Source organism: Paenibacillus sp. GD4 (genome assembly GCF_030846225.1).
Lineage (GTDB): Bacteria > Bacillota > Bacilli > Paenibacillales > NBRC-103111 > Paenibacillus_G > Paenibacillus_G silviterrae.
The window spans coordinates 234992-253842 of sequence record NZ_JAVCYK010000002.1; the positions used below are offsets into that span (position 1 = coordinate 234992).

Here is an 18851-nt window from a genome sequence, read left to right on the forward strand (position 1 = left end):
CTCACACTCTTATTAAAATAACTTAATCTTGTCATGATCGGAACAAAACATGTCACCGCCGTGACCTTACCAAACCATCGTTAGCCCTCTATAATCAAAACAAAAAAGAAAGGGAGGCTCTGTAAACGACAAGTATTATGTGACCGCTTACAAATGTTGTAAAAAAGGCAAGGGAGGATGAAAGATGCTGCGCAAATGGATTTCAATTCTGATGGTTTGCATCCTAATCGGGAGTGTGGTTCCCCTCGATATCACCAAAGCTTTAGCGGGGGAAACAAGCAATATTTCCGCACAAGCGGTACTGAGTGTGGACTCGGTTACAGGAGCGAACGGCGCTGCCAATGCAGTGGATGGAAATAAGACAACCCGCTGGGTATCCGGAAGCACGACGTATGTCCATACGTTTGAAATGACTTGGCCGGGCGCCAAACGAATCAATCAAGTCAAGGTGTGGAGCGGTAATATCGGGACAGGCGCGAATAACTGGCACCTGCGGGACTTTACTTTGGATTATTGGGACGGCAGCACTTGGGTGACGATTGCATCTGTCATTGATAATGACAAAGACAATAACGCAGGAAAATATAACGATTTCCAATTTGCTCCGATTACCGCATCCAAGCTGAGGCTGCACATTACGAAGCCGAGCTGGGGGGGATTCAATTTGTCCGATGATAAAATAGCCCGTCTCGCGGAGATCGAAGTGTATGCGCTCCCCGATGCAGATGTGACACCGCCGGGCGAAGTGACCGATACGGCGGTTATCGCCGGTGATGGGCAGCTCACATTGACTTGGACAGATCCGACCGCTCCGGACTTAAACCAAATTAAAATCACACGGGAAGACACGGTATCGGACGCCGTCTATACGGATAAAGGAATACAGTCCGCAACCTGGACGGGCCTTACGAACGGGACGCCCCATTCGTTCCGGATACAAACAGTCGATACGGCAGGCAATACGTCCGTCGGTCTGGTCGTCACCGGTACGCCGAAGGCTGCAGACGGGTCGCTGCCTGGAGTCAATGTGGCAGGCCAAGCGATGCTGAACGCCGATTCGGTGACAGGCTCGAATACGGTGTTCAATGCCGTGGATGGCAACCAAACGACACGCTGGGTGTCGGGCAACTCCACCTATGACCATTTCTTCGAAATGACCTGGGAGCATGTGCAAACCATTAAGCAGGTCAAGGTATGGAGCGGCAATGTAGGCACCGGCTCGCACAATTGGCATATTCGCGACTTTACGCTGGACTACTGGAACGGGAACGCTTGGGTGACGCTTGCGACAGTGACCGATAACGACAAGGATAACAATGCGGGAGAATACAACGATTTGACGTTTGACCCCATTGCCGCATCCCGGTTGCGACTGCATATTACCAAGCCGAGCTGGGGTGGCTTCAACGCAACCGACGATAAAGTGGCTCGTCTCGCGGAAATCGAGGTTTATGCCATTGCTCAGGAAGGTACGGACACGATACCGCCAGGAGAGGTGGGCAGCCCTGAGGTCATCGTGGGGAACGGGCAGCTGACGTTGAAATGGACGGACCCTAACGACATGGACTTGGGCCAAATCAAAATCACGCAAGAGAATTCGGTAATGGAAGCGGTATATGTCAGTAAAGGTGTACAAATCCGGCTCCTGCCAGGACTTACGAACGGAACGACCTACTCCTTCCGGCTGCAGACGGTGGATATGGAGGGCAATGTGTCGGCGGGGCAGCTTGTGACCGGCACGCCAAGTGAGGCGGCACCTGTTCCTACGCCGGGGATCACGAGTTTTATTACCCGCAGCGGGGATAAATTGATGGAGGGCGCGAATGAGTTTCGGTTTATTTCGCTTAACGGCTCGAATTTGACCTATATTCCGGCCCCGAGCTGGCATCGCGCTGACCCTTGGGAGCAGGAGGATGTTTTCAAGTCGCTGCAGCAGATGGGCGGAACTGTAGTTCGGCTGTACACCTTTACGATCAAAGGCGGAACAGCTAACGGACAAGAGAAGAGCCATATTAACGGACTTCGTGATTATGACGAAGATTTTTTTAAGGATCTCGATCACATTCTAAAATTGGCCAATCAATATGGCATCCGGGTGATCATCCCTTTCATCGACACATGGGATCACGTCGGAGGCATCAAGCAATTCGCCGCTTTTCGGGGCAAGGCTCCGGAGCAATTTTATACGGACCCGGAATTAAAGGAAGATTACAAGCATTTGGTCAGCTATGTGCTGAACCGGACGAATACGTTCACCGGGGTGAAATACAAGGACGATAAAGCCATTTTGGCATGGGAGACGGGGAACGAGCTATATACCACGGATGCATGGACCGCCGAAATGAGCGCTTATTTCAAAAGCATCGATCCGAATCATCTGGTCATGGACGGGCGGTACGGCCTGAGTGCAGCGGCGATAAACGATCCGAATGTGGACATTGTGTCCAACCACTATTATGAAAGCGGCGGCACCAATTATGCGCTGCGTAACGTAGCCGACCGTAACATGAGTTTAGGCAAAAAGGTGCTGGTTGTCGGCGAATTCGGCCATACCAGCACGGCGAATATGTCCGCACTGGTGGATAAAGTCATTTCCAACGGCACATCCGGGGCACTATTATGGACGTTGAAATTCCATAACAAGGACGGAGGATTCTACAATAAGGAAGGTGACTACCGTTGGCCGGGCTTCCCTTCCGGAAGTTCGTACGACGAAACGGCGGTGATGCAGCTGATTCGCAACAAAGCCTATGAAATTCGCGGGCTTCCGGTTCCGGCAAGAACGATACCGGACCCGCCGACGCTTCTGCCCATCGAGTCGGTTATGGGGATGTATTGGAGAGGCTCGGCCGGCGCAGAGTCCTATGATTTCGAAAGGGCGGGGGACCCGAACGGCCCTTGGTCGACGATAGGCGTCGATGTGCCGGACAGTGATATGCCGTTTGTGCCCTTCAAGGACACAACTGCCATAGAGGGAGGCACCTATTACTATCGGGTGAAAGCGAAAAATGCGGCCGGACTATCGGCACCCTCCAACACGGTAGGACCGGTCATCGCCTCTTCTGCGCCTCCTGTGCCGGATCAACCGGAGCTGCTGCCGATTCAATCGGTTTCTTCGATTTCGTGGAAGCCGCTGAAATGGGCGGAAACCTACGGTTTGGAGAGAGCGGAGACGGCGAACGGTCCTTGGACGGTGGTTGGAGCGAATCTGAAGGAGGGCGACAGACCTTATAAGGATACCTCGGCCAACAGCGGGGTTCCCTACTATTACCGGCTCAAGGCCAAAAATACGGGAGGGGTTTCCCGGCCTTCCGAGGTATTCGGACCGGTTGTCGTACGTAATGCAGCCCAGCTGGGACAGCTCAGCGTTGATTCCACGACTGGTACGAACGGGAAGGAAAATGCGGTCGACGGGAACCTGGCGACACGCTGGTTATCTCAAGGTGCCGGAGGCGAGCATTGGCTGCGAATCGATTGGACGGTTCCGCAAACGATTAACCGGTTAAAGCTGTGGAGCGGGGCGGCCAGCGGCGAGAAATGGCACATTCGCGACTTTAGCGTTGAGGCATTGACCGATACCGGCTGGCGGACGCTGGCAACGGTGACGGATAACGATAAGGATGGATTCTACGGCCAATATAATGATCTGGTCTTCGATCAGGTACAAACGTCGTCCGTCCGATTGCTTATCACGAAGCCTTCATGGCAAGGTACTCCGGTCAATCCTAACGATCAGATCGCCCGGCTGATGGAAATTGAAGTGGGCTTCGAGGACGTTTCGGCACCGGGGGAAGTTTCGAACGTCGCTGTGCTGCAAGGAGACGGGCAGTTGCTGTTCCGATGGACGGACCCTAGCGATGCGGATTTGGCTCAAGTTCAAATCACAGGAGCGGGGGATACGGTAATGGACGCGGTATACATTAACGCAGGAGTGCAGCAGGCCGTACTAACCGGGCTCAGCAACGGGACCATGTACACTTACCGGCTCATGACAGTGGATAGCCATGGCAATGCCTCGGCTGGAGTCACTGTAGCCGGTACCCCGAAGGCTTCGGATTCGCCTGGAAGCGGTCATACCGGTAACGACCATCCGGGAAACGGCGACCCGGGCAATGATAGCTCCGGTGAGGAGAGTCCGCTCACGGAGACCGGTAATGCTCAGCCTCAAGTACCCGGAAGTACAACGCCAATACGACAGGAGATTGATGCTGTGAGCATCAGTCTTCAAGACGGGCAGGCTATCGCAGAGGTGACGGAGGCCGCAGTCAAAGCCGCGATTAGTAACGTGTCCAAGGGTGTGAGTTCGAATGCGGACGCCGCAAAAACCGTGACTTTCAACATCCCGGCTGCGGAAGCCCCTATTGGCTATGTGGTGAAGCTCCCGGCTTCAACGCTTGATTTGGCTAAAACGGAGGGCATCGACAGGCTTGCCTTGAAAACCTCTCTCGCCACTATAGCTTTTAAGCCGGATGCGCTCAAAGAAGCGGTAGGCGTGGCCTCGCGAACCGTTGAATTTACCTTAGCGGCGGTACCATCCTCCAGCCTCTCCCCGGAGATCGCGGCAAAAGTCGGCAGCCGTCCGGTGCTTCAGTTCGGCGTCTTAGTGGACGGCCGTCCGGTAAGCCGGTTTAACGGAAGCAAGGCGGTTGAGGTTACGATGGATTACAAGCTGTTCGAGGAGGAAATGCCGCATCACGTAACCGTATTTTATCTTCCTGACAGCGGCGGGACGGTACCTGTGAAAAACAGCGCTTATACGCAGGAAAAGGTCACTTTCTTTACCGATCATTTCAGCCGTTATGCTGCATGGCCGGAGGTCGTCACGTTCGATGATCTCGCTCAGGCGGAATGGGCGAGAGCCGAGGTCGAATTCCTCGCAGCAAGAAACGTGGTCTCCGGAACCTCAGTCCATTCATTCGAGCCCAACCGGCTCGTAACCCGAGCCGAATTCGTGCAGATGCTTCTGGAAGCGCTCGAGCTCGTCGAACGATCCACTGTTCCAGGTTTGAGCGATGTCGAAGACGGCGAGTGGTATACAGGGGCCGTATCCAGCGCGATCCGGCTCGGAATCGTCCGCGGCTATGAGGACGGCACCTTTGGAGTGAATAAGCCGATCAACCGAGAAGACATGTCAGTGCTTGCGTATCGTGCCGCACAACAGGTCGGCCTTTCACTGAAAGGCGAATATCAAGCAGCGGCCGGGTTCTCCGATCAAACGGAAATTTCCGGCTACGCCCGGGAAGCGGTCGAACAGATGCAGCTGGCTGGAATCGTTAACGGTATGGAGGCAGACCGATTCGATCCGAAGGGCTTCAGTACCCGTGCACAGGCAGCCAGAATCATCTACTCGCTGCTCAATTACAGATGAGCCCGGCGATAAGGAGTGACGTGGGAACCCATCCCGCGTCGCTCCTTTTTTGCCCCCAACCCTTTCACAAGGTCACGATCCGAACAGAAGATGTCATCGCCGTGGGCTAATCAAGCCGAACGACACCCTTTACAATGAACATAGAACCCGGGATGATTGTCAGTCCCAGGAAGTAGTAGAAAGTGTCACGGAGGAGAGCACATGACATCGAAGAAAACAATCATGCTGCCGTCGGAGGAGCTGCCGGTCATCCATGAAGTGGATGTTACCGTTGTCGGCGGGGGGCCGACAGGCATAGCCGCCGCTATCGCCGCTGCAAGAAACGGCGCGAAGGTGCTTCTGGTAGAGCAAAGAGGTTTCCTTGGGGGCATGGGCACGGTATCGCTCGTTCCTGCCTTCTGCCCGTTCACAGATCACATCAAACCCGTTATCCGCGGAATCGGACTGGAGCTGCTCGAACGCATGAAAGCGAGCTGCCGGCCGGAATTCCGGCAAGACTACGCTGAGCAGCTCGATTGGGTGCCGATCGATGCCGAGGTGCTTAAGCGCGTATACGATGACGCGGTACTGGAAAGCGGCGCGAGGGTATTATTCCATACCTTTATCGGACAGGTCATCATGAAGCCGGACCGAAGCGGTATCGAAGGGCTCGTTGTTCTGAATAAGTCGGGGAGGTCGATCATCCAAACCCGTTATATCGTGGATGCGACGGGAGATGCGGATATCGCGGCCCTGGGTGGCGCCCCCTTCCAGAAGGGAGGAGATGCCGGAGAACTGCAGCCCGGCACGATGTGTTACCTGCTCACGAACGTGGATCGCGGACGGTTCCGGCAGTATATGCAGGAAAGCGGCGATAACGATCAAATTCCCAAGGCCGTCATGCTGGCCCAGCATAACGGCGATTTGCCCCCGGGGCGAAAGGAAGTGTCCGGCTTCGCTTGGGTATCCGATTATTTGGTCGGCGTCAATTTCGGCCATGTGTTCGGCATCGACGGCACGAGGGCGGAGGATTTGACGAAAGCGGCTATCGAAGGCAGAAAGCTCGTCGAGATCCAAGTGAAATTCTTGCGCAAGTATGTTCCAGGCTTTGAGAACGCCCACGTCGTCAGCACGGGTGAGCAAATCGGCATTAGGGAAACCCGAAGAATCGTCGGCGATTACATGCTCGTGCAAGAGGATTTCACATCCATGCGAAGCTTCGAGGACGATATTGCGAGGAATGCTTACTTTATCGACATTCATATGGCGACAAGCAAGGAACAGATGCAGATCCGCCATCTACCGGACGGCGAGTCGCACGGTGTGCCCTACCGATCGCTGCTGCCGCAGGGACTCGACAACGTGTGGGTAGCGGGTCGGGCGGCATCCGCCGACCGGGTCGTTCAAGGCTCGCTGCGGGTCATGCCGAACTGCTTCGCCATGGGACAGGCGGCGGGTACCGCCGCAGCGCTTTGCACCTCCACAGGAGGCACCTCCCGCGAGGTGGATATCCGGCAGCTGCAGAGGCTACTGACCCAACAGGGAGCCTGGCTGGGCGAAATCGCTTCGTCCCTGGGCGTATAAGAAAACCGAAAGGAGGAATGAACCGTGGCACAGCATGAAGGACTTACCGTTCCCCGGACTCCCGGCACGGCTTCTGGCTTGTTGACGAAAGGCCGTCGCCTCTCGAATTTCAGACAATATTGGGATTTGTACTTGATCATGGTTCCGGGCATTCTGTATTTCATCTTGTTTAAATATTTACCAATGTGGGGCATCGTCATAGCATTCAAGGATTTCAGCATTTTTGCCGGCTTCAGCGCGAGCGAATGGGTCGGTTTGGAGCATTTTCGAAAAATGATGAACGATCCCCAGTTTTTCCTGGTATTCCGCAATACAATCATCATCAGCTTATATAAGCTCATATGGGGCTTCCCCGGTCCTATCATCCTTGCGCTGCTGCTTAATGAAATCCGCAGCATGTTCTACAAGCGCACGATTCAAACGCTCGCATATTTGCCGCACTTTCTCTCGTGGATCATTATCGGGGGCATTATGGTCAACGTGCTTTCTCCGGTAACGGGAGCGGTCAATGGGGTGATCGAGTGGCTGGGCTTTGAGCCCATCTTCTTCCTGGCCGATCCCCAGTGGTTCCGCGCTATGCTCGTCATCAGCGACATTTGGAAGGAAGTCGGCTGGGGTGCGATCATTTATTTGGCGGCGCTCGCCGGAGTAGATCCGCAGCTGTACGAAGCGGCCGTCATGGACGGTGCGGGCAAGTGGAAACAGCTGATTCATGTGACGCTGCCTTCGATTATGAGCACGATTATCGTCTTATTCTTGCTCCGTCTCGGTCACATTCTGGACGTCGGCTTTGAGCAGGTATTTGTGCTTTACAACTCCCTGGTTTACGATGTCGCGGACGTCATCGAAACGTATGTATACCGGATCGGGATCGGACAATCCCAATTCAGCTATTCGACGGCCGTAGGCTTGCTTAAGTCGGTGATCAGTCTGATTCTTGTGGTCATTATCAACAAAGCCGTGAAGAAGACCGGTCAGGAGGGGATTTACTAAGATGAGAATGACAAGAGGAGAACGTTGGTTTTCCGTATTTAATCATCTCGCGCTTGGTGCTTTCGCACTTCTCGCCTTAGCACCGTTTATTCACATCCTCGCCCAATCGTTCAGCAGCTACCGGGCGATCATGTCCGGCGAGGTATCCTTCCTGCCCGTGGAGTGGACGACTGAAGCTTATGTCAAAGTGTTTCAGGATCCCGGTTTTCTCCAGGCCTTCCTTGTCAGCGTGCAGCGGACCGTGCTCGGAACGTGCTTGAGTGTGCTATTGACCTGCATGCTGGCTTATCCGCTCTCCAGGGCGTATATCCAAGGGCGAAGCTTCATTATGTTTTTCATCGTGTTTACGATGCTGTTCAGCGGGGGCATGATTCCTACGTATCTCGTCGTCAAGCAGCTGCAGCTGATGAACACGTTCTGGGTATATATCATCCCGGGCGCCATCAATGCGTTTCATGCCGTTATCATGAAAAATTTCTTTCAATCGATCCCGAGCGAGCTGGAGGAATCGGCGCGAATTGACGGCGCCTCGAACCTCGGCATCTTATTCCGAATCGTCATCCCTCTGTCGATGCCGGCCATTGCCACTATTGCGCTGTTCAACGCGGTCGGCCAGTGGAATTCTTTCTTCGACGCGGTCATGTATGTAACGGATTCCAGCCTGAAGCCGCTGCAAATTTATTTGCGCGAGCTCGTCATGTCGGGCCAATCCAATATCAATACGACCGATAGTCTGGAGCGTCAGCTCCTTGCGATTGAATCGCTCAAAGCCGCTGCGCTGATCGCCAGTACGCTGCCGATTCTGATTGTATATCCGTTTTTGCAAAAATATTTCGTCAAAGGCATCATGATTGGATCCGTAAAAGGGTGAACTGGGAACGATCTCTCTTGTATACGGTTTCGATACATATTATTTTAGTATAAAGGGGTTGGATGGACAGTGAACATGAAAAAGACAGTATCGGTGCTGGTCGGTACAACGATGGTAGGAAGCTTGCTCGCGGCGTGCGGGGCGACCCAGAATGCTCCTGCAGCAGGCAATGCGGCAGCCGGGGGTGCGGATAAGCGGGAAAAAATCAGCATCGTGCATCCGAACGTAGGACGTAAATTTCTGGAGAACATGAATGAAAACAACAACCCGTATCAGAAGTACATTAACGACAACACCAATCTCGATATCCGTGTCGTTTATCCGCCGTCCGACGGGTACCAGGACAAGCTGAATGTGATGATGTCCTCCGGCGAGGAGAACGACATGGTTTATACGCAAGATGCTTCCTGGTTCATCAACATGGTCAATCAAAAGGCGCTCCAGCCTTTGAACGATGCGATAGAGAAGCACGGCGCTGATTTGAAAAAATCCATTCCGCAAGAAGCTTGGGATGCCGTGACGGTGGACGGTAAAATTTATGCGATTCCATCCGTAACCTATATTCTCGGCAACGATCTCATGTACGTTCGCAAGGATTGGCTGACTAAGCTCGGGCTGCAGCCGCCAAAAACGCTCGATGAATACGTGAACGTCATGCGACAATTTGTGGAAAAGGATCCGGACGGCAACGGAAAGAACGATACGATCGGCTTGCTGATGGGCGAGAACCTTATCCGAACCGCTCCGTTCTTCGGCGCTTTCGGCGTGCCGCTCGCAGGAAACTCCGCCGTCTCGCAATGGGTGGAGCGCAACGGGACGCTCGTGAACGCCGCCATTCTTCCGGAAACGAAGGAAGCGCTTCGATATATGGCGGGCTTGTATAAGGATAAGATCATCGACCAGGAATGGGCGCTGAACAAAAACAAGAACATCGAAGAAAAAGTAGCGAGCGGCAAGGCCGGCATCTTCTCCGCCACTTGGTTTGATACGCGCGGGCCGATCCTGACGAACACGAAGAACGATCCGAAGGCGGAGTGGATTCCGCTGGAGTACCCCGTGGGCAAGGACGGAAAGTCCGGTACGGTATCCTCAAACATGGTTACGGGCTACAGCATTGTCCCGGCAACGAGCAAGCGTGCGAACGAAGTGATCAAGATGTTCAACTTCGCCAACGGGAAAGGGCATGAAACGATTAAGTTCGGTTTGCCGGAGCACAACATTTCGTCCAGAAAGGACGGCAAGCTGACCATGAATTTCGAGGAGCACAACAAGCATGTATACCGCAACAACATTTTGGATTATGCCGCTCCTTGGGATAAAGAGCTTGATTATGAGCGTCTCGATGCACTCGGTCCGGAATTTAAGCTGAAAGACAACGTAACCCGGATCAGCAATGCCCTGATCAAGAATGCATACAACGGACCCGTCACAGCGGGCATGGGCAAAAACGGTGTTCAGCTTACCAAGCTTATGCAGGAAACGTTCACGAAAATCATTATGGGCAATTTGCCGGTCGACGATTTCGATAAATTCGTCACCCAATGGAAAAGCCAGGGCGGCGACGAGATTACGAAGGAAGTTAACGAGAACCACAAGAAAGCGAAAAAATAATGCACAATATCGAAGTGAAGGCGCTAGCTAGACGCGTCTTCACTTTCATTTATTGAGAGACAGGGATGATGCGGGAATGATCAGGAGCTTGGCAAACCGGTTTAAACAATCCGTCCAGCTTCGGCTGACGTGTTTTTTTATTTTGATCCTCCTGCCGCTTGTGGCGACCTCGATGTTTTCGAATATTCGCTCGCAATCGATTTTGAAGGACCAGATCGGGGAAAGAACGCAAGGCGCGATGTTCTCGGTCATGAATTCTATTGACCTAACGATGCAGGGCGCTTATGAATTAACTACCGTGCTTGCTAATGATCATGATCTGAACCGTAAATTTGTGCGTGCGGGCACTGAGCTGACGCCAGAGGCTATCCTTGATTTTCAAACGATCAATAAGCAAATCGCCTCGGTTGCTTCCGTCAACCGGATGGTACCCCAGGTATCTCTATTTCACTATTCTTCCGGCGTGCTTCTGTCTACAACGGGCTACCAGAAGGAGGAAGCCAAGGACTCGCTCGGGTGGATCTCGCAAGCGGTTGACGCCAACGGCAAAATCACGATATTTTTCCCGCAGGAGAACCGTTATGACGCTAATCATGTCGTCGATCCCGTGTATAACAAGAACAATATGGTCGTCATGCGGCTGATGGATCTGCAGGATCCGCTGCGAAACAAAAATATCGTATTGCTTCCTCTGAGCAAGGATTATTTTGCCCAATTGCTGAAAGCACTGCTTCCCAGCTCCGGCGCTCAAGCCTTCTTATTGACGGAGCAGGGCCAATTGGTGGCGGGAACGGCAGGCAACGATGTCGAGCCCCCGGCTTGGCGGGACAAGGATAAGGATCTGGTCGTACGAGAGCTTCCAGGCTACGACGAACGCATGCTTATGGTCAGAGCTACGTCCAAAGCATCGGGCTGGACGCTGGTGATGGTTCAGCCGGAGAAAGACATATTGCGGGAGGCCAAGCAGCTGCAAGGCTGGAATTATGTGATGATTGCCGTAAGCTTGCTCATTTCCCTTTGGATATCCTGGGTTGTCTATAGCGGTATTTCCAAGCCCATCCGTCAAATGATAACGGCTATGAAGCAGATGAGAATCGGACAGCTGGATACGCAGATCGTTCATAGCCGGGTGGATGAATTCGGATATGTGATGGACACCTTTAATCATATGGCTCGGGAACAGCGGCATTTAATCGAGAACGTATATGAAAAGCAGATTTTGCTCATGAAGACGGAGCTCAAGCTGCTGCAATCTCAAATCAATCCTCATTTTTTGTATAATACGCTGGATTCCATTTATTCCGAGGCGATTCTCAGCCATGCCGATAATGTAGGGGAGATGGTATTCCATCTGTCGAAGTTTTTGCGGTTCAGTCTCGGCAAGGGCCGGGATACCTATACCGTTGCCGAAACGGCGGAGCATCTTCATTACTATATTAAGGTTCAGCAGAAGCGGTTTGAATTCGAGGTCCGGTTCCTCTTAGATGAGCAGGTTCGGCATGTGAAGCTTCTCAAGCTGCTGCTCCAGCCCTTGGTGGAAAACGCGATACTGCATGGGCTGGAGAAGAAACGGGGCATGAGGGAGCTCATTATTTCGGCGGCAGCGGCTGCGGATGACTTGCTGGTCGTCGAAGTGAAGGACAACGGGGTGGGTATTCCTGCAGAACGGCTCGCTTATATCGGACAAGAGCTGGGGAGGATAACGTCCGCCCATATGGAAGTCGCTGCCGGAGAGGAACGGCTCTCTTCGGAGCTGTTCGGGCTGCGCAACGTCAAAGCCAGACTAAAGCTGCATTACGGCGATCAGGCTGACCTGCTGGTCGAAAGTGTTATGAACGAAGGCACCGCCGTTCGGCTTGTGATTCCGCATAAGTTTCGAGAAGTTGACAATGGACGCTTGGGGGATCGATGACATGAATTTGATGATCGTAGAGGATGAGATCGGGATCCGTACCCGCATGGCTGCGACAATCCCTTGGGAGGAGAACGGGATCGATGTCGTAGGACTGGCCGAGAACGGATTGGAAGCTCTGCAGATGATGGAACGCACCAAGCCGGATATCGTCATCCTGGATATTCAAATGCCTGAGATGGACGGATTGACGTTGGCGCGATATATTTTCGAGACCGACTCACAGATTAAGATTATTATTCTTAGCGGGTATGAGGATTTCGACTACGCGCGCTCGGCGATGGAATCAGGTGTTCTGAAGTATTTGATCAAGCCGGCGAGCAATGAGGAAATCTTGAGCGCCGTCCTGGAGGCGGCTAGCCTTCTGCGCAAAGAGCTGGAGGAGCGGCTGAATCAGGAGACGCTGGCTTTGAAATGGAAAAGCAATTTGCCGCGGTTGCAGGAAAGCTTCTTCAACAACTGGATTTCCGGGGCGTACTCCGATTGGGATATCGAAACCCGAGGCAGGGAGCTGCTGATTCCCTTGGAGCCGGAAGGCGCATTGACGGTTGCGGTGCTGGAGCCCGATCCGCTTACGGAAGGGGAGCTGCGCTTCACCGACCAGGATTCCGCTTTGCTGCAATTCTCCCTGCGCAGTATTGCCGGAGAATTAATTACAGACCGGGGGGCCGGGGTGTTTCAGGATCTAAGAGGCTCCACAGTCGTATTATTTCAAAGCGCGGAGGGAGAGTCGCACGGGGATCTTCAGCTGCGTGTCGGTTTCACGATAACCAAAGTGTTGTCTGCGATCAAAGAATGCCTGAAGGTAACGGCAAGTGCCGGCATCAGCGGGGTGGCTGAAGGTAGGAAACGGGTTCCGTCATTGTATGAGCAGGCGAGAAGCGCTCTCCAAAAAAGAGTCATCTACGGCCATGATATCGCCATCCCTTATACGGAGGAGCGCGAGGATTACGAATCCGTCCCGCCTGTTACGTCGGACGAGCGGGATTTGGAAATCGGGATTGAAACCGGGGATGCTTTGAAAGCGGAAACCGCTCTGGAACGGCTGCTGCAGGAGGCGATCAGCCCCGAGGCGTCCGTTGAAGAGGTTCAGGATCAACTGCTTTACTTGATGCATACTTTGCTTCGCATCATCCGAACGCAAAATTGGCCGCTGCGGGAGTCGATGGAGGAGGATGTGACGTATTTTCACAATCTCCAAAGCCTGCATACCAGCGAGCAAATTAAAAATTGCCTTCACCGCATCGTACGAAAAATGGCGGCTTATGCACAAAAACGTGCACAGACGGGCGGGGGGCACAAACTCATTCAAAAGCTGCTCACAATAATTGAAGAAGAAATTGGGCAGGAGATCAGCCTTCATGCTATCGCCGGGAGATTCTTCGTCAATAAATCATATTTAAGCCGGCTTTTCAAGCATGAAATGGGGGAATCCTTCTCCCAGTATGTACTGAAGCGCAAAATGATTCGTGCGAAGCAGCTTCTCCTGGAGGGCGGACAGGTTCAATATGCAGCCGGACAAGTGGGGTATACGAATATCGGTTTTTTCTCCAAGGTGTTTCAAAAATACTGGGGTGTTCTGCCTAGTGAGGTAAAGCAAGGATAAGCGACTAATAGGACATCTATCTCAAACCGATAAAGGTTCACTAACATACCTTATATTATCTTATTATGAGAGGATAGTGTAAGGATGGCTAGAGCAAGACAAGGAAACGGAAGATCAGTACAGTTCAGACATCGTATGGAAGGCTTGACCTCGCGCGTTGAAGGACATAGACATGCATTCGGCAATTTGACGGATCTCTTCATTCCCGAAGACGGAAGACACCGTCATACGTTTCAGGGAATTACGACCACCGCGGACGGTCATCGCCATTCCTATTCAGGGCAAACGGGTCTCAATATCGGTTTCGGTCCCAACCATTTTCACCGATTCCGTATACAAACGAATATCGCTGACGGGCACCGTCATATCATTTGCGGAAGAACAACGGGGCTTATTCGACTCCGTGGGCAAGTAGGACATCGATTAATTATTGAGAGTATCGTAAGGGAATCCGTGAAGAAGTAAAGCTGCAGCCGGTACAGACGTATTGGCGCTAATCTTTCCTAGGTTGATTTGTAATCAAACTGTAATCTTACCTTCATCTTCCTTTAATCATCTTGGCTTATAATAAATCTCGACCCCCTTTTTTTATATATAACACTTCAGACCTGCAGCCCGTTGCTGCGGGTCTCTTTTTTTATTAAAGGGGAAGACACTTATCCGCAAAGGGGAGCTTGGCCTTGGAGTACAGAGGTTCGTCGGCTTATGATAACGAGTCCTTTTACGAGAATTACATGCGCAGGAGAAACCGTGAGGATAATCCCAATTACGTTATCGAGGAGCCTGTCATCCTTGAGCTGATTGGGGATGTGACAGGAAAGCATATTTTGGATTTGGGCTGCGGAGACGCGCGTTTCGGTAAAGAGCTCGCTAAGCAGGGGTGCGCCTATTACGAGGGTGTCGAGGGCTCGAGCCATATGGTGCGCTCTGCATTACAGCAGCTCGATCCCGCCTGCAGCCGCATTCACCATGCTTCGATGGAAGCTTGGGACTATCCAGCCCGGCATTATGATCTTGTCGTATCTCGTTTGGCGCTGCATTATGTAGAGGACCTGCAGCTTGTGCTTGGGAAGATCCGCCATGCCTTGAAGGCTGACGGGCGATTCGTGTTTAGCGTGCAGCATCCGGTCTTGACGTCCTGTGTGAAGAGTGCCGAAGCCTCGGGCAAGAGACTCGATTGGATCGTAGACGATTATTTTAAGGAGGGGGAGCGTACGGAGCCGTGGATCGGAGAACAGGTGGTCAAATATCACCGGACCATCGAGGGATATTATCAAGCGCTCCGGAACGCAGGCTTCCATATCGAGGATATCCGGGAATGCGTTCCTCGCCTCGAACGCTTCCGTGATGAGGAGGAGTATCGGAGGCGCTTGCGTATCCCACTGTTCCTTGTTTTTCACTGCGGGCTTAAAGCTTAAGCGATCAGACCCTCACAATCGATCGGGGAGTGGCCGCTTCGAATCGATCGAAGCCGTCGCCCATGACCTCTTCGGCGTCACCGATCATGACGAAAGCCTCAGGATCCGCCTGAGCCAGAAGCCGCTTGAGCTTATTGACCTCCGAGCGGAGTAACACGACCATTAGGACGTTTTGCTCCAAGCCGCTATAGCCGCCCTTGCCGGAGAGCTCGGTCAGCCCACGGTCCAGGTGCTCCAAGACAGCGGAACGCACCTTCTCCGGATGGCGGGAAATGATCATGGCGAACCGGTTCCGGTTATGAAGCCCTTGACTAATGGGAATCAGCTTGCGGCTGAAGAACAGGCCCGCGGCGGCATAGAGGGCATGCTCGGGCGAGAAGGCCGCGGCGCCGGCAGCGAGAATGGCCAGGTCCAATGCAATGACACCATTAGCTAAGGTAACCCCGAAGAAGCGCTGCAGCAGCAGAGCGACAATCGTGAGGCCGCCGGTGGAGCCCTTAACCCGAAAGATGAGCCCGAGTCCCAGTCCCGTTCCTATCCCTCCATAGATCGAGGCCAGCAGGGGGTTATGCGTCAGCGTCGGCAAGTCGTCGGTGACCTGGATGAGAAGCGGCAGGATAAACGAACCAAAGACCGTTCTCCCGGCAAACGATCCTCCTAGCGTGAGCCAACCCGCTCCAAGCAGGAGAAGGTTGATGCTCCATCCGATCCAGGCAGGCGCCCAGCCCGTATAATGCTCAACTAGTGTGGATAACCCGGGAACACCTCCTGTAGCGATCCCGTTAGGATTTTGCAGCAGGTTGAAGCTCAAGGCAATCAGTAAGCTGCCTAAAGTAATACAGCCGTATGTATACAGTTTGTTAAGTAGCGGTCGGTCCATACGAATCCCTGCTTTCCAGTACGTGCTTTGTTAATACCAGATTATAGATCAATAGGTTGAGCGGCTGCAATGACGTGCTGAAACGCTTTTTTGCGGTAAACCGTTGCTTTACAAATCGCTGGGGACATTCCCTCCAAGCTTTACTCCGTGGTCAATGTATCGTATGCTGATAGCAACAGAACAGGTGAGGGATTAGGGGTATATGGCAGACAAAGAGTGCTTAACAGAGTGGGACGATATCCTGGAGCATTACTTTCCAGACGGGCAGTGGGAAGTGTTAGCCCGGCAGGGGAAGGGCATGAACAATACGACCCGATTCATTGAGGCGGATAATGAGCATTATGTTATGCGAATTTATGAAACGCATCAAGACGAACACAAGGCTCTTTACGAGCATGCGGTGCTTCTGGAGCTTGGGAAGCTGGATTTATCCTTTCGTACCCCGGCGCCGGTAAGGACGCAGGGAGGGCAAACGGTGCTTCGGACGAAGAACGGAAAGCTCGCCGCTTTGTTTCGTTATATTGAAGGCCAGAATCCGCCATTGCAGAGTGCCGTTCAACTGAATTCTTTGGGAAAAGCCGCGGCGGAGCTGACCACCGGTTTATCCAAGGTGCATTTGGCGCTGGAGCCTGTGTATCGTCCGTATTATGAGCTGGAGAACACGCATCCTCTATGTACGATGGCTGCCGTGCTGGACTTTTGCTCGAATCCCGCTGAGGCGTTTGTATCCAAGGCAGCCTTGTTAGAGGGCATCGGTCGGCATATCCATAGGCTTCAGCAGAAGCTTCCTCAGCTGAGGCATTTGCCTCATCAGCTCATTCATGGGGACTTGAATGCGTCCAATGTGTTAATGGATTCCGAAAATCGCATCGCCGCGGTGCTTGACTTCGAGTTTGTTACGTGGGACCTTCGCGCGATGGAGCTGGCCGTTTGCTTGTCGGATCTGATCCGGTTTGAACCGCAACAGGATCCGAAGCTTGTATGGGAGAAGGTTGATGCTCTGCTTACGGGGTACGGAAACAGCTTTCTTTTGTCAGCCGATGAGGTGGAAGCCGTGCCGCTTCTGCTACTGTTGAGACGGCTGGATGTATTCATCCATTTTCTGGGCCGCTATTGGGACGGGGTGGATAAGGCGGAGGTTGTTGCACAGCAGATTCAAAGCGCTTATGCTATGACGCAATGGCTTGATCGGAATGAGTCCAAGCTGCTAGACCTGCTCAAGCGCCGCATCTTTCCGGCGGGATGAATGAGTTGCTGATAAATAAGCAAAGATAATCCATGTTGGAAAAAATAGTGAGCAAAGGAGTGTGCAGCAGCATGAGCCAAGCTGTGTTTAAGGTTGCCGGTATGACCTGCGATCAATGTGCCGATTCGGTAAAGGGTGCTCTGAGAAACATCGGGGCGGAAGGGCATGTCGATCTTTCTGCACAAATGGTAACCGTCCAATATGATGAGCAGAAGCTGACAACAAGTAAGATCCAAGATGCAATCGAAGAGCAAGGCTACAAAGTAGTGTAAAATGGGAGCCGATTCGGCTCCTTTTTCTCCAGCATGTTCTAGTGGGATGGGGGCTATCCGATGCTGAAGCGGTGTATTATGATTTTTCCTGAATTTATGAATATGGAGGTAATACAGGGCATTCGTCGGCAATACGACCCGTTGGTCCGTCATGTGAAGCCCCATATTACGCTGGTTTTCCCCTTTGCGAGCTCGATTGAATCCGACGAGCTGAGGAGCCATATTGCCGATGTCATCTCGGGCATTCCCCCTTTTCGAGTGAAGCTAAGTGGAATTACCGGGCATGTCGATCGGTCTGGGCATTATTTATTTCTTAACGTTGTCGAAGGATGCCACGAGATTACCGCACTAAATAATCGATTATACGGCGGTATACTAAAGCCGCATCAACCCCCTTTCCTGCAAAAAGGGTATACTCCACATCTCACTTTAGGAAGGCTCGATACGACGGATGCCTATCTGCAAGCCGTGAATGCCGTTGCATCGCTGGCTGATGAGTTTGAAACGACGGTTGCGAAAGTAAGCGTAGAGATCATTGCGGAAAACGAGGATTCCATTATCGAAATGGAATTGGACTTAGGGAAGCGGGGGAGCAGCCGGTGAGCCTGAAGAAAGGAGGATCCTATGCCAATCATTACAGGATCGATATGGATTCATGCTCCAATTCAGGATTGCTTCGATTGTGCAAGAAGCATTGACATCCACATGGAGTCGACGGCCCGAACCAGGGAAAGAGCGATTGGTGGACGCACGAGCGGTCTGATCGAGCTTCATGAAAGCGTCACCTGGGAGGCCGTGCATTTTGGCATCCGGCAGCAGCTGACCGCGCGAATTACCGAATTCGAGCCGCCTTATCGGTTTGTGGATGAGATGGTCAGCGGCGCCTTCAAGCAATTCCGGCATGAGCATCGGTTTACTCCGAAGGATGGAGGCACGCTGATGGTCGATACGTTTGATTATGCGGCTCCTCTGGGGATCCTGGGGAAATTCGCTGAAAGCCTGTTCCTCACCCGGTATATGACCCGATTTTTGGAGGAGCGCAACCATTACATAAAGCTGGCCGCGGAGCGGAAGCATACCGTGTTATAGATATGGAAAAGGCTGCCGAACG

Annotated in this window: 14 protein-coding genes; 13 read left to right on the top strand and 1 reads right to left on the bottom strand. The window is 52.7% G+C overall.

Annotated features, from left to right (window positions below; genetic code table 11):
• Positions 1–184: 184 nt before the first annotated feature.
• The 9 genes from RAC89_RS24340 (at position 185) to RAC89_RS24380 (ending at position 15342) form a co-directional block, all read left to right on the top strand.
• Positions 185–5368, top strand: a complete 5184-nt coding sequence (locus RAC89_RS24340) for a discoidin domain-containing protein (protein WP_306616337.1) — start codon at positions 185–187, stop codon at positions 5366–5368.
• A gap of 201 nt (positions 5369–5569) precedes the next feature.
• Positions 5570–6931, top strand: coding sequence for an FAD-dependent oxidoreductase (locus RAC89_RS24345; RefSeq protein WP_306616338.1), 1362 nt, complete (start codon positions 5570–5572; stop codon positions 6929–6931).
• 24 nt (positions 6932–6955) lie between these two features.
• Complete coding sequence (locus RAC89_RS24350) at positions 6956–7924, top strand: ABC transporter permease (RefSeq protein ID WP_306616339.1); 969 nt, start codon at positions 6956–6958, stop codon at positions 7922–7924.
• A 1-nt stretch (position 7925) separates the two neighbouring features.
• Positions 7926–8795, top strand: coding sequence for a carbohydrate ABC transporter permease (locus tag RAC89_RS24355; RefSeq protein WP_306616340.1), 870 nt, complete (start codon positions 7926–7928; stop codon positions 8793–8795).
• Between the two features lie 75 nt (positions 8796–8870).
• Positions 8871–10406 carry an extracellular solute-binding protein gene (locus tag RAC89_RS24360; RefSeq protein ID WP_306616341.1) on the top strand — a complete coding sequence of 512 codons (1536 nt, stop codon included), beginning with the start codon at positions 8871–8873 and terminating at the stop codon, positions 10404–10406.
• Positions 10407–10482: 76 nt separating this feature from the next.
• Complete coding sequence (locus RAC89_RS24365; protein WP_306616342.1) at positions 10483–12318, top strand: sensor histidine kinase; 1836 nt, start codon at positions 10483–10485, stop codon at positions 12316–12318.
• Position 12319: 1 nt separating this feature from the next.
• On the top strand, positions 12320–13924 hold the full coding sequence (locus RAC89_RS24370; protein ID WP_306616343.1) for a response regulator: 1605 nt from the start codon (positions 12320–12322) through the stop codon (positions 13922–13924).
• Positions 13925–14008: 84 nt separating this feature from the next.
• Positions 14009–14389 (top strand): YmaF family protein, encoded by a 381-nt coding sequence (locus RAC89_RS24375; protein ID WP_306616344.1) that lies wholly within the window; start codon positions 14009–14011, stop codon positions 14387–14389.
• Between the two features lie 215 nt (positions 14390–14604).
• Positions 14605–15342 carry a class I SAM-dependent methyltransferase gene (locus RAC89_RS24380; protein WP_373430055.1) on the top strand — a complete coding sequence of 246 codons (738 nt, stop codon included), beginning with the start codon at positions 14605–14607 and terminating at the stop codon, positions 15340–15342.
• A gap of 4 nt (positions 15343–15346) precedes the next feature.
• Here RAC89_RS24380 and RAC89_RS24385 read toward each other — a convergent pair whose 3' ends face one another.
• The gene (locus RAC89_RS24385) at positions 15347–16222 is read right to left on the bottom strand and encodes a YitT family protein (protein WP_306616345.1); all 876 of its coding nucleotides are present in this window, start codon (positions 16220–16222) and stop codon (positions 15347–15349) included.
• Positions 16223–16424: 202 nt separating this feature from the next.
• Here RAC89_RS24385 and RAC89_RS24390 point away from each other — a divergent pair, with 202 nt between their 5' ends.
• From RAC89_RS24390 to RAC89_RS24405, 4 genes are all read left to right on the top strand, one after another.
• Positions 16425–17468, top strand: coding sequence for a phosphotransferase (locus RAC89_RS24390; RefSeq protein WP_306616346.1), 1044 nt, complete (start codon positions 16425–16427; stop codon positions 17466–17468).
• A gap of 71 nt (positions 17469–17539) precedes the next feature.
• Positions 17540–17740 (top strand): heavy-metal-associated domain-containing protein, encoded by a 201-nt coding sequence (locus RAC89_RS24395; protein WP_306616347.1) that lies wholly within the window; start codon positions 17540–17542, stop codon positions 17738–17740.
• Positions 17741–17800: 60 nt separating this feature from the next.
• On the top strand, positions 17801–18343 hold the full coding sequence (locus tag RAC89_RS24400) for a 2'-5' RNA ligase family protein (protein WP_306616348.1): 543 nt from the start codon (positions 17801–17803) through the stop codon (positions 18341–18343).
• A 21-nt stretch (positions 18344–18364) separates the two neighbouring features.
• Entirely contained in the window at positions 18365–18829 is a 465-nt protein-coding gene (locus tag RAC89_RS24405; protein WP_306616349.1) for an SRPBCC family protein, read from the top strand.
• Positions 18830–18851 lie beyond the last annotated feature (22 nt).

Excerpts from the sequence above, each read along its gene's own strand:
- RAC89_RS24360 (WP_306616341.1), top strand. The coding sequence starts at position 8,871 with ATGAAAAAGACAGTATCGGTGCTGGTCGGTACAACGATGGTAGGAAGC.
- RAC89_RS24385 (WP_306616345.1), bottom strand. The coding sequence starts at position 16,222 with ATGGACCGACCGCTACTTAACAAACTGTATACATACGGCTGTATTACT.
- RAC89_RS24375 (WP_306616344.1), top strand. The coding sequence starts at position 14,009 with ATGGCTAGAGCAAGACAAGGAAACGGAAGATCAGTACAGTTCAGACAT.
- RAC89_RS24355 (WP_306616340.1), top strand. The coding sequence starts at position 7,926 with ATGAGAATGACAAGAGGAGAACGTTGGTTTTCCGTATTTAATCATCTC.
- RAC89_RS24340 (WP_306616337.1), top strand. The coding sequence starts at position 185 with ATGCTGCGCAAATGGATTTCAATTCTGATGGTTTGCATCCTAATCGGG.
- RAC89_RS24390 (WP_306616346.1), top strand. The coding sequence starts at position 16,425 with ATGGCAGACAAAGAGTGCTTAACAGAGTGGGACGATATCCTGGAGCAT.
- RAC89_RS24395 (WP_306616347.1), top strand. The coding sequence starts at position 17,540 with ATGAGCCAAGCTGTGTTTAAGGTTGCCGGTATGACCTGCGATCAATGT.
- RAC89_RS24365 (WP_306616342.1), top strand. The coding sequence starts at position 10,483 with ATGATCAGGAGCTTGGCAAACCGGTTTAAACAATCCGTCCAGCTTCGG.
- RAC89_RS24370 (WP_306616343.1), top strand. The coding sequence starts at position 12,320 with ATGAATTTGATGATCGTAGAGGATGAGATCGGGATCCGTACCCGCATG.
- RAC89_RS24345 (WP_306616338.1), top strand. The coding sequence starts at position 5,570 with ATGACATCGAAGAAAACAATCATGCTGCCGTCGGAGGAGCTGCCGGTC.
- RAC89_RS24400 (WP_306616348.1), top strand. The coding sequence starts at position 17,801 with ATGCTGAAGCGGTGTATTATGATTTTTCCTGAATTTATGAATATGGAG.
- RAC89_RS24405 (WP_306616349.1), top strand. The coding sequence starts at position 18,365 with ATGCCAATCATTACAGGATCGATATGGATTCATGCTCCAATTCAGGAT.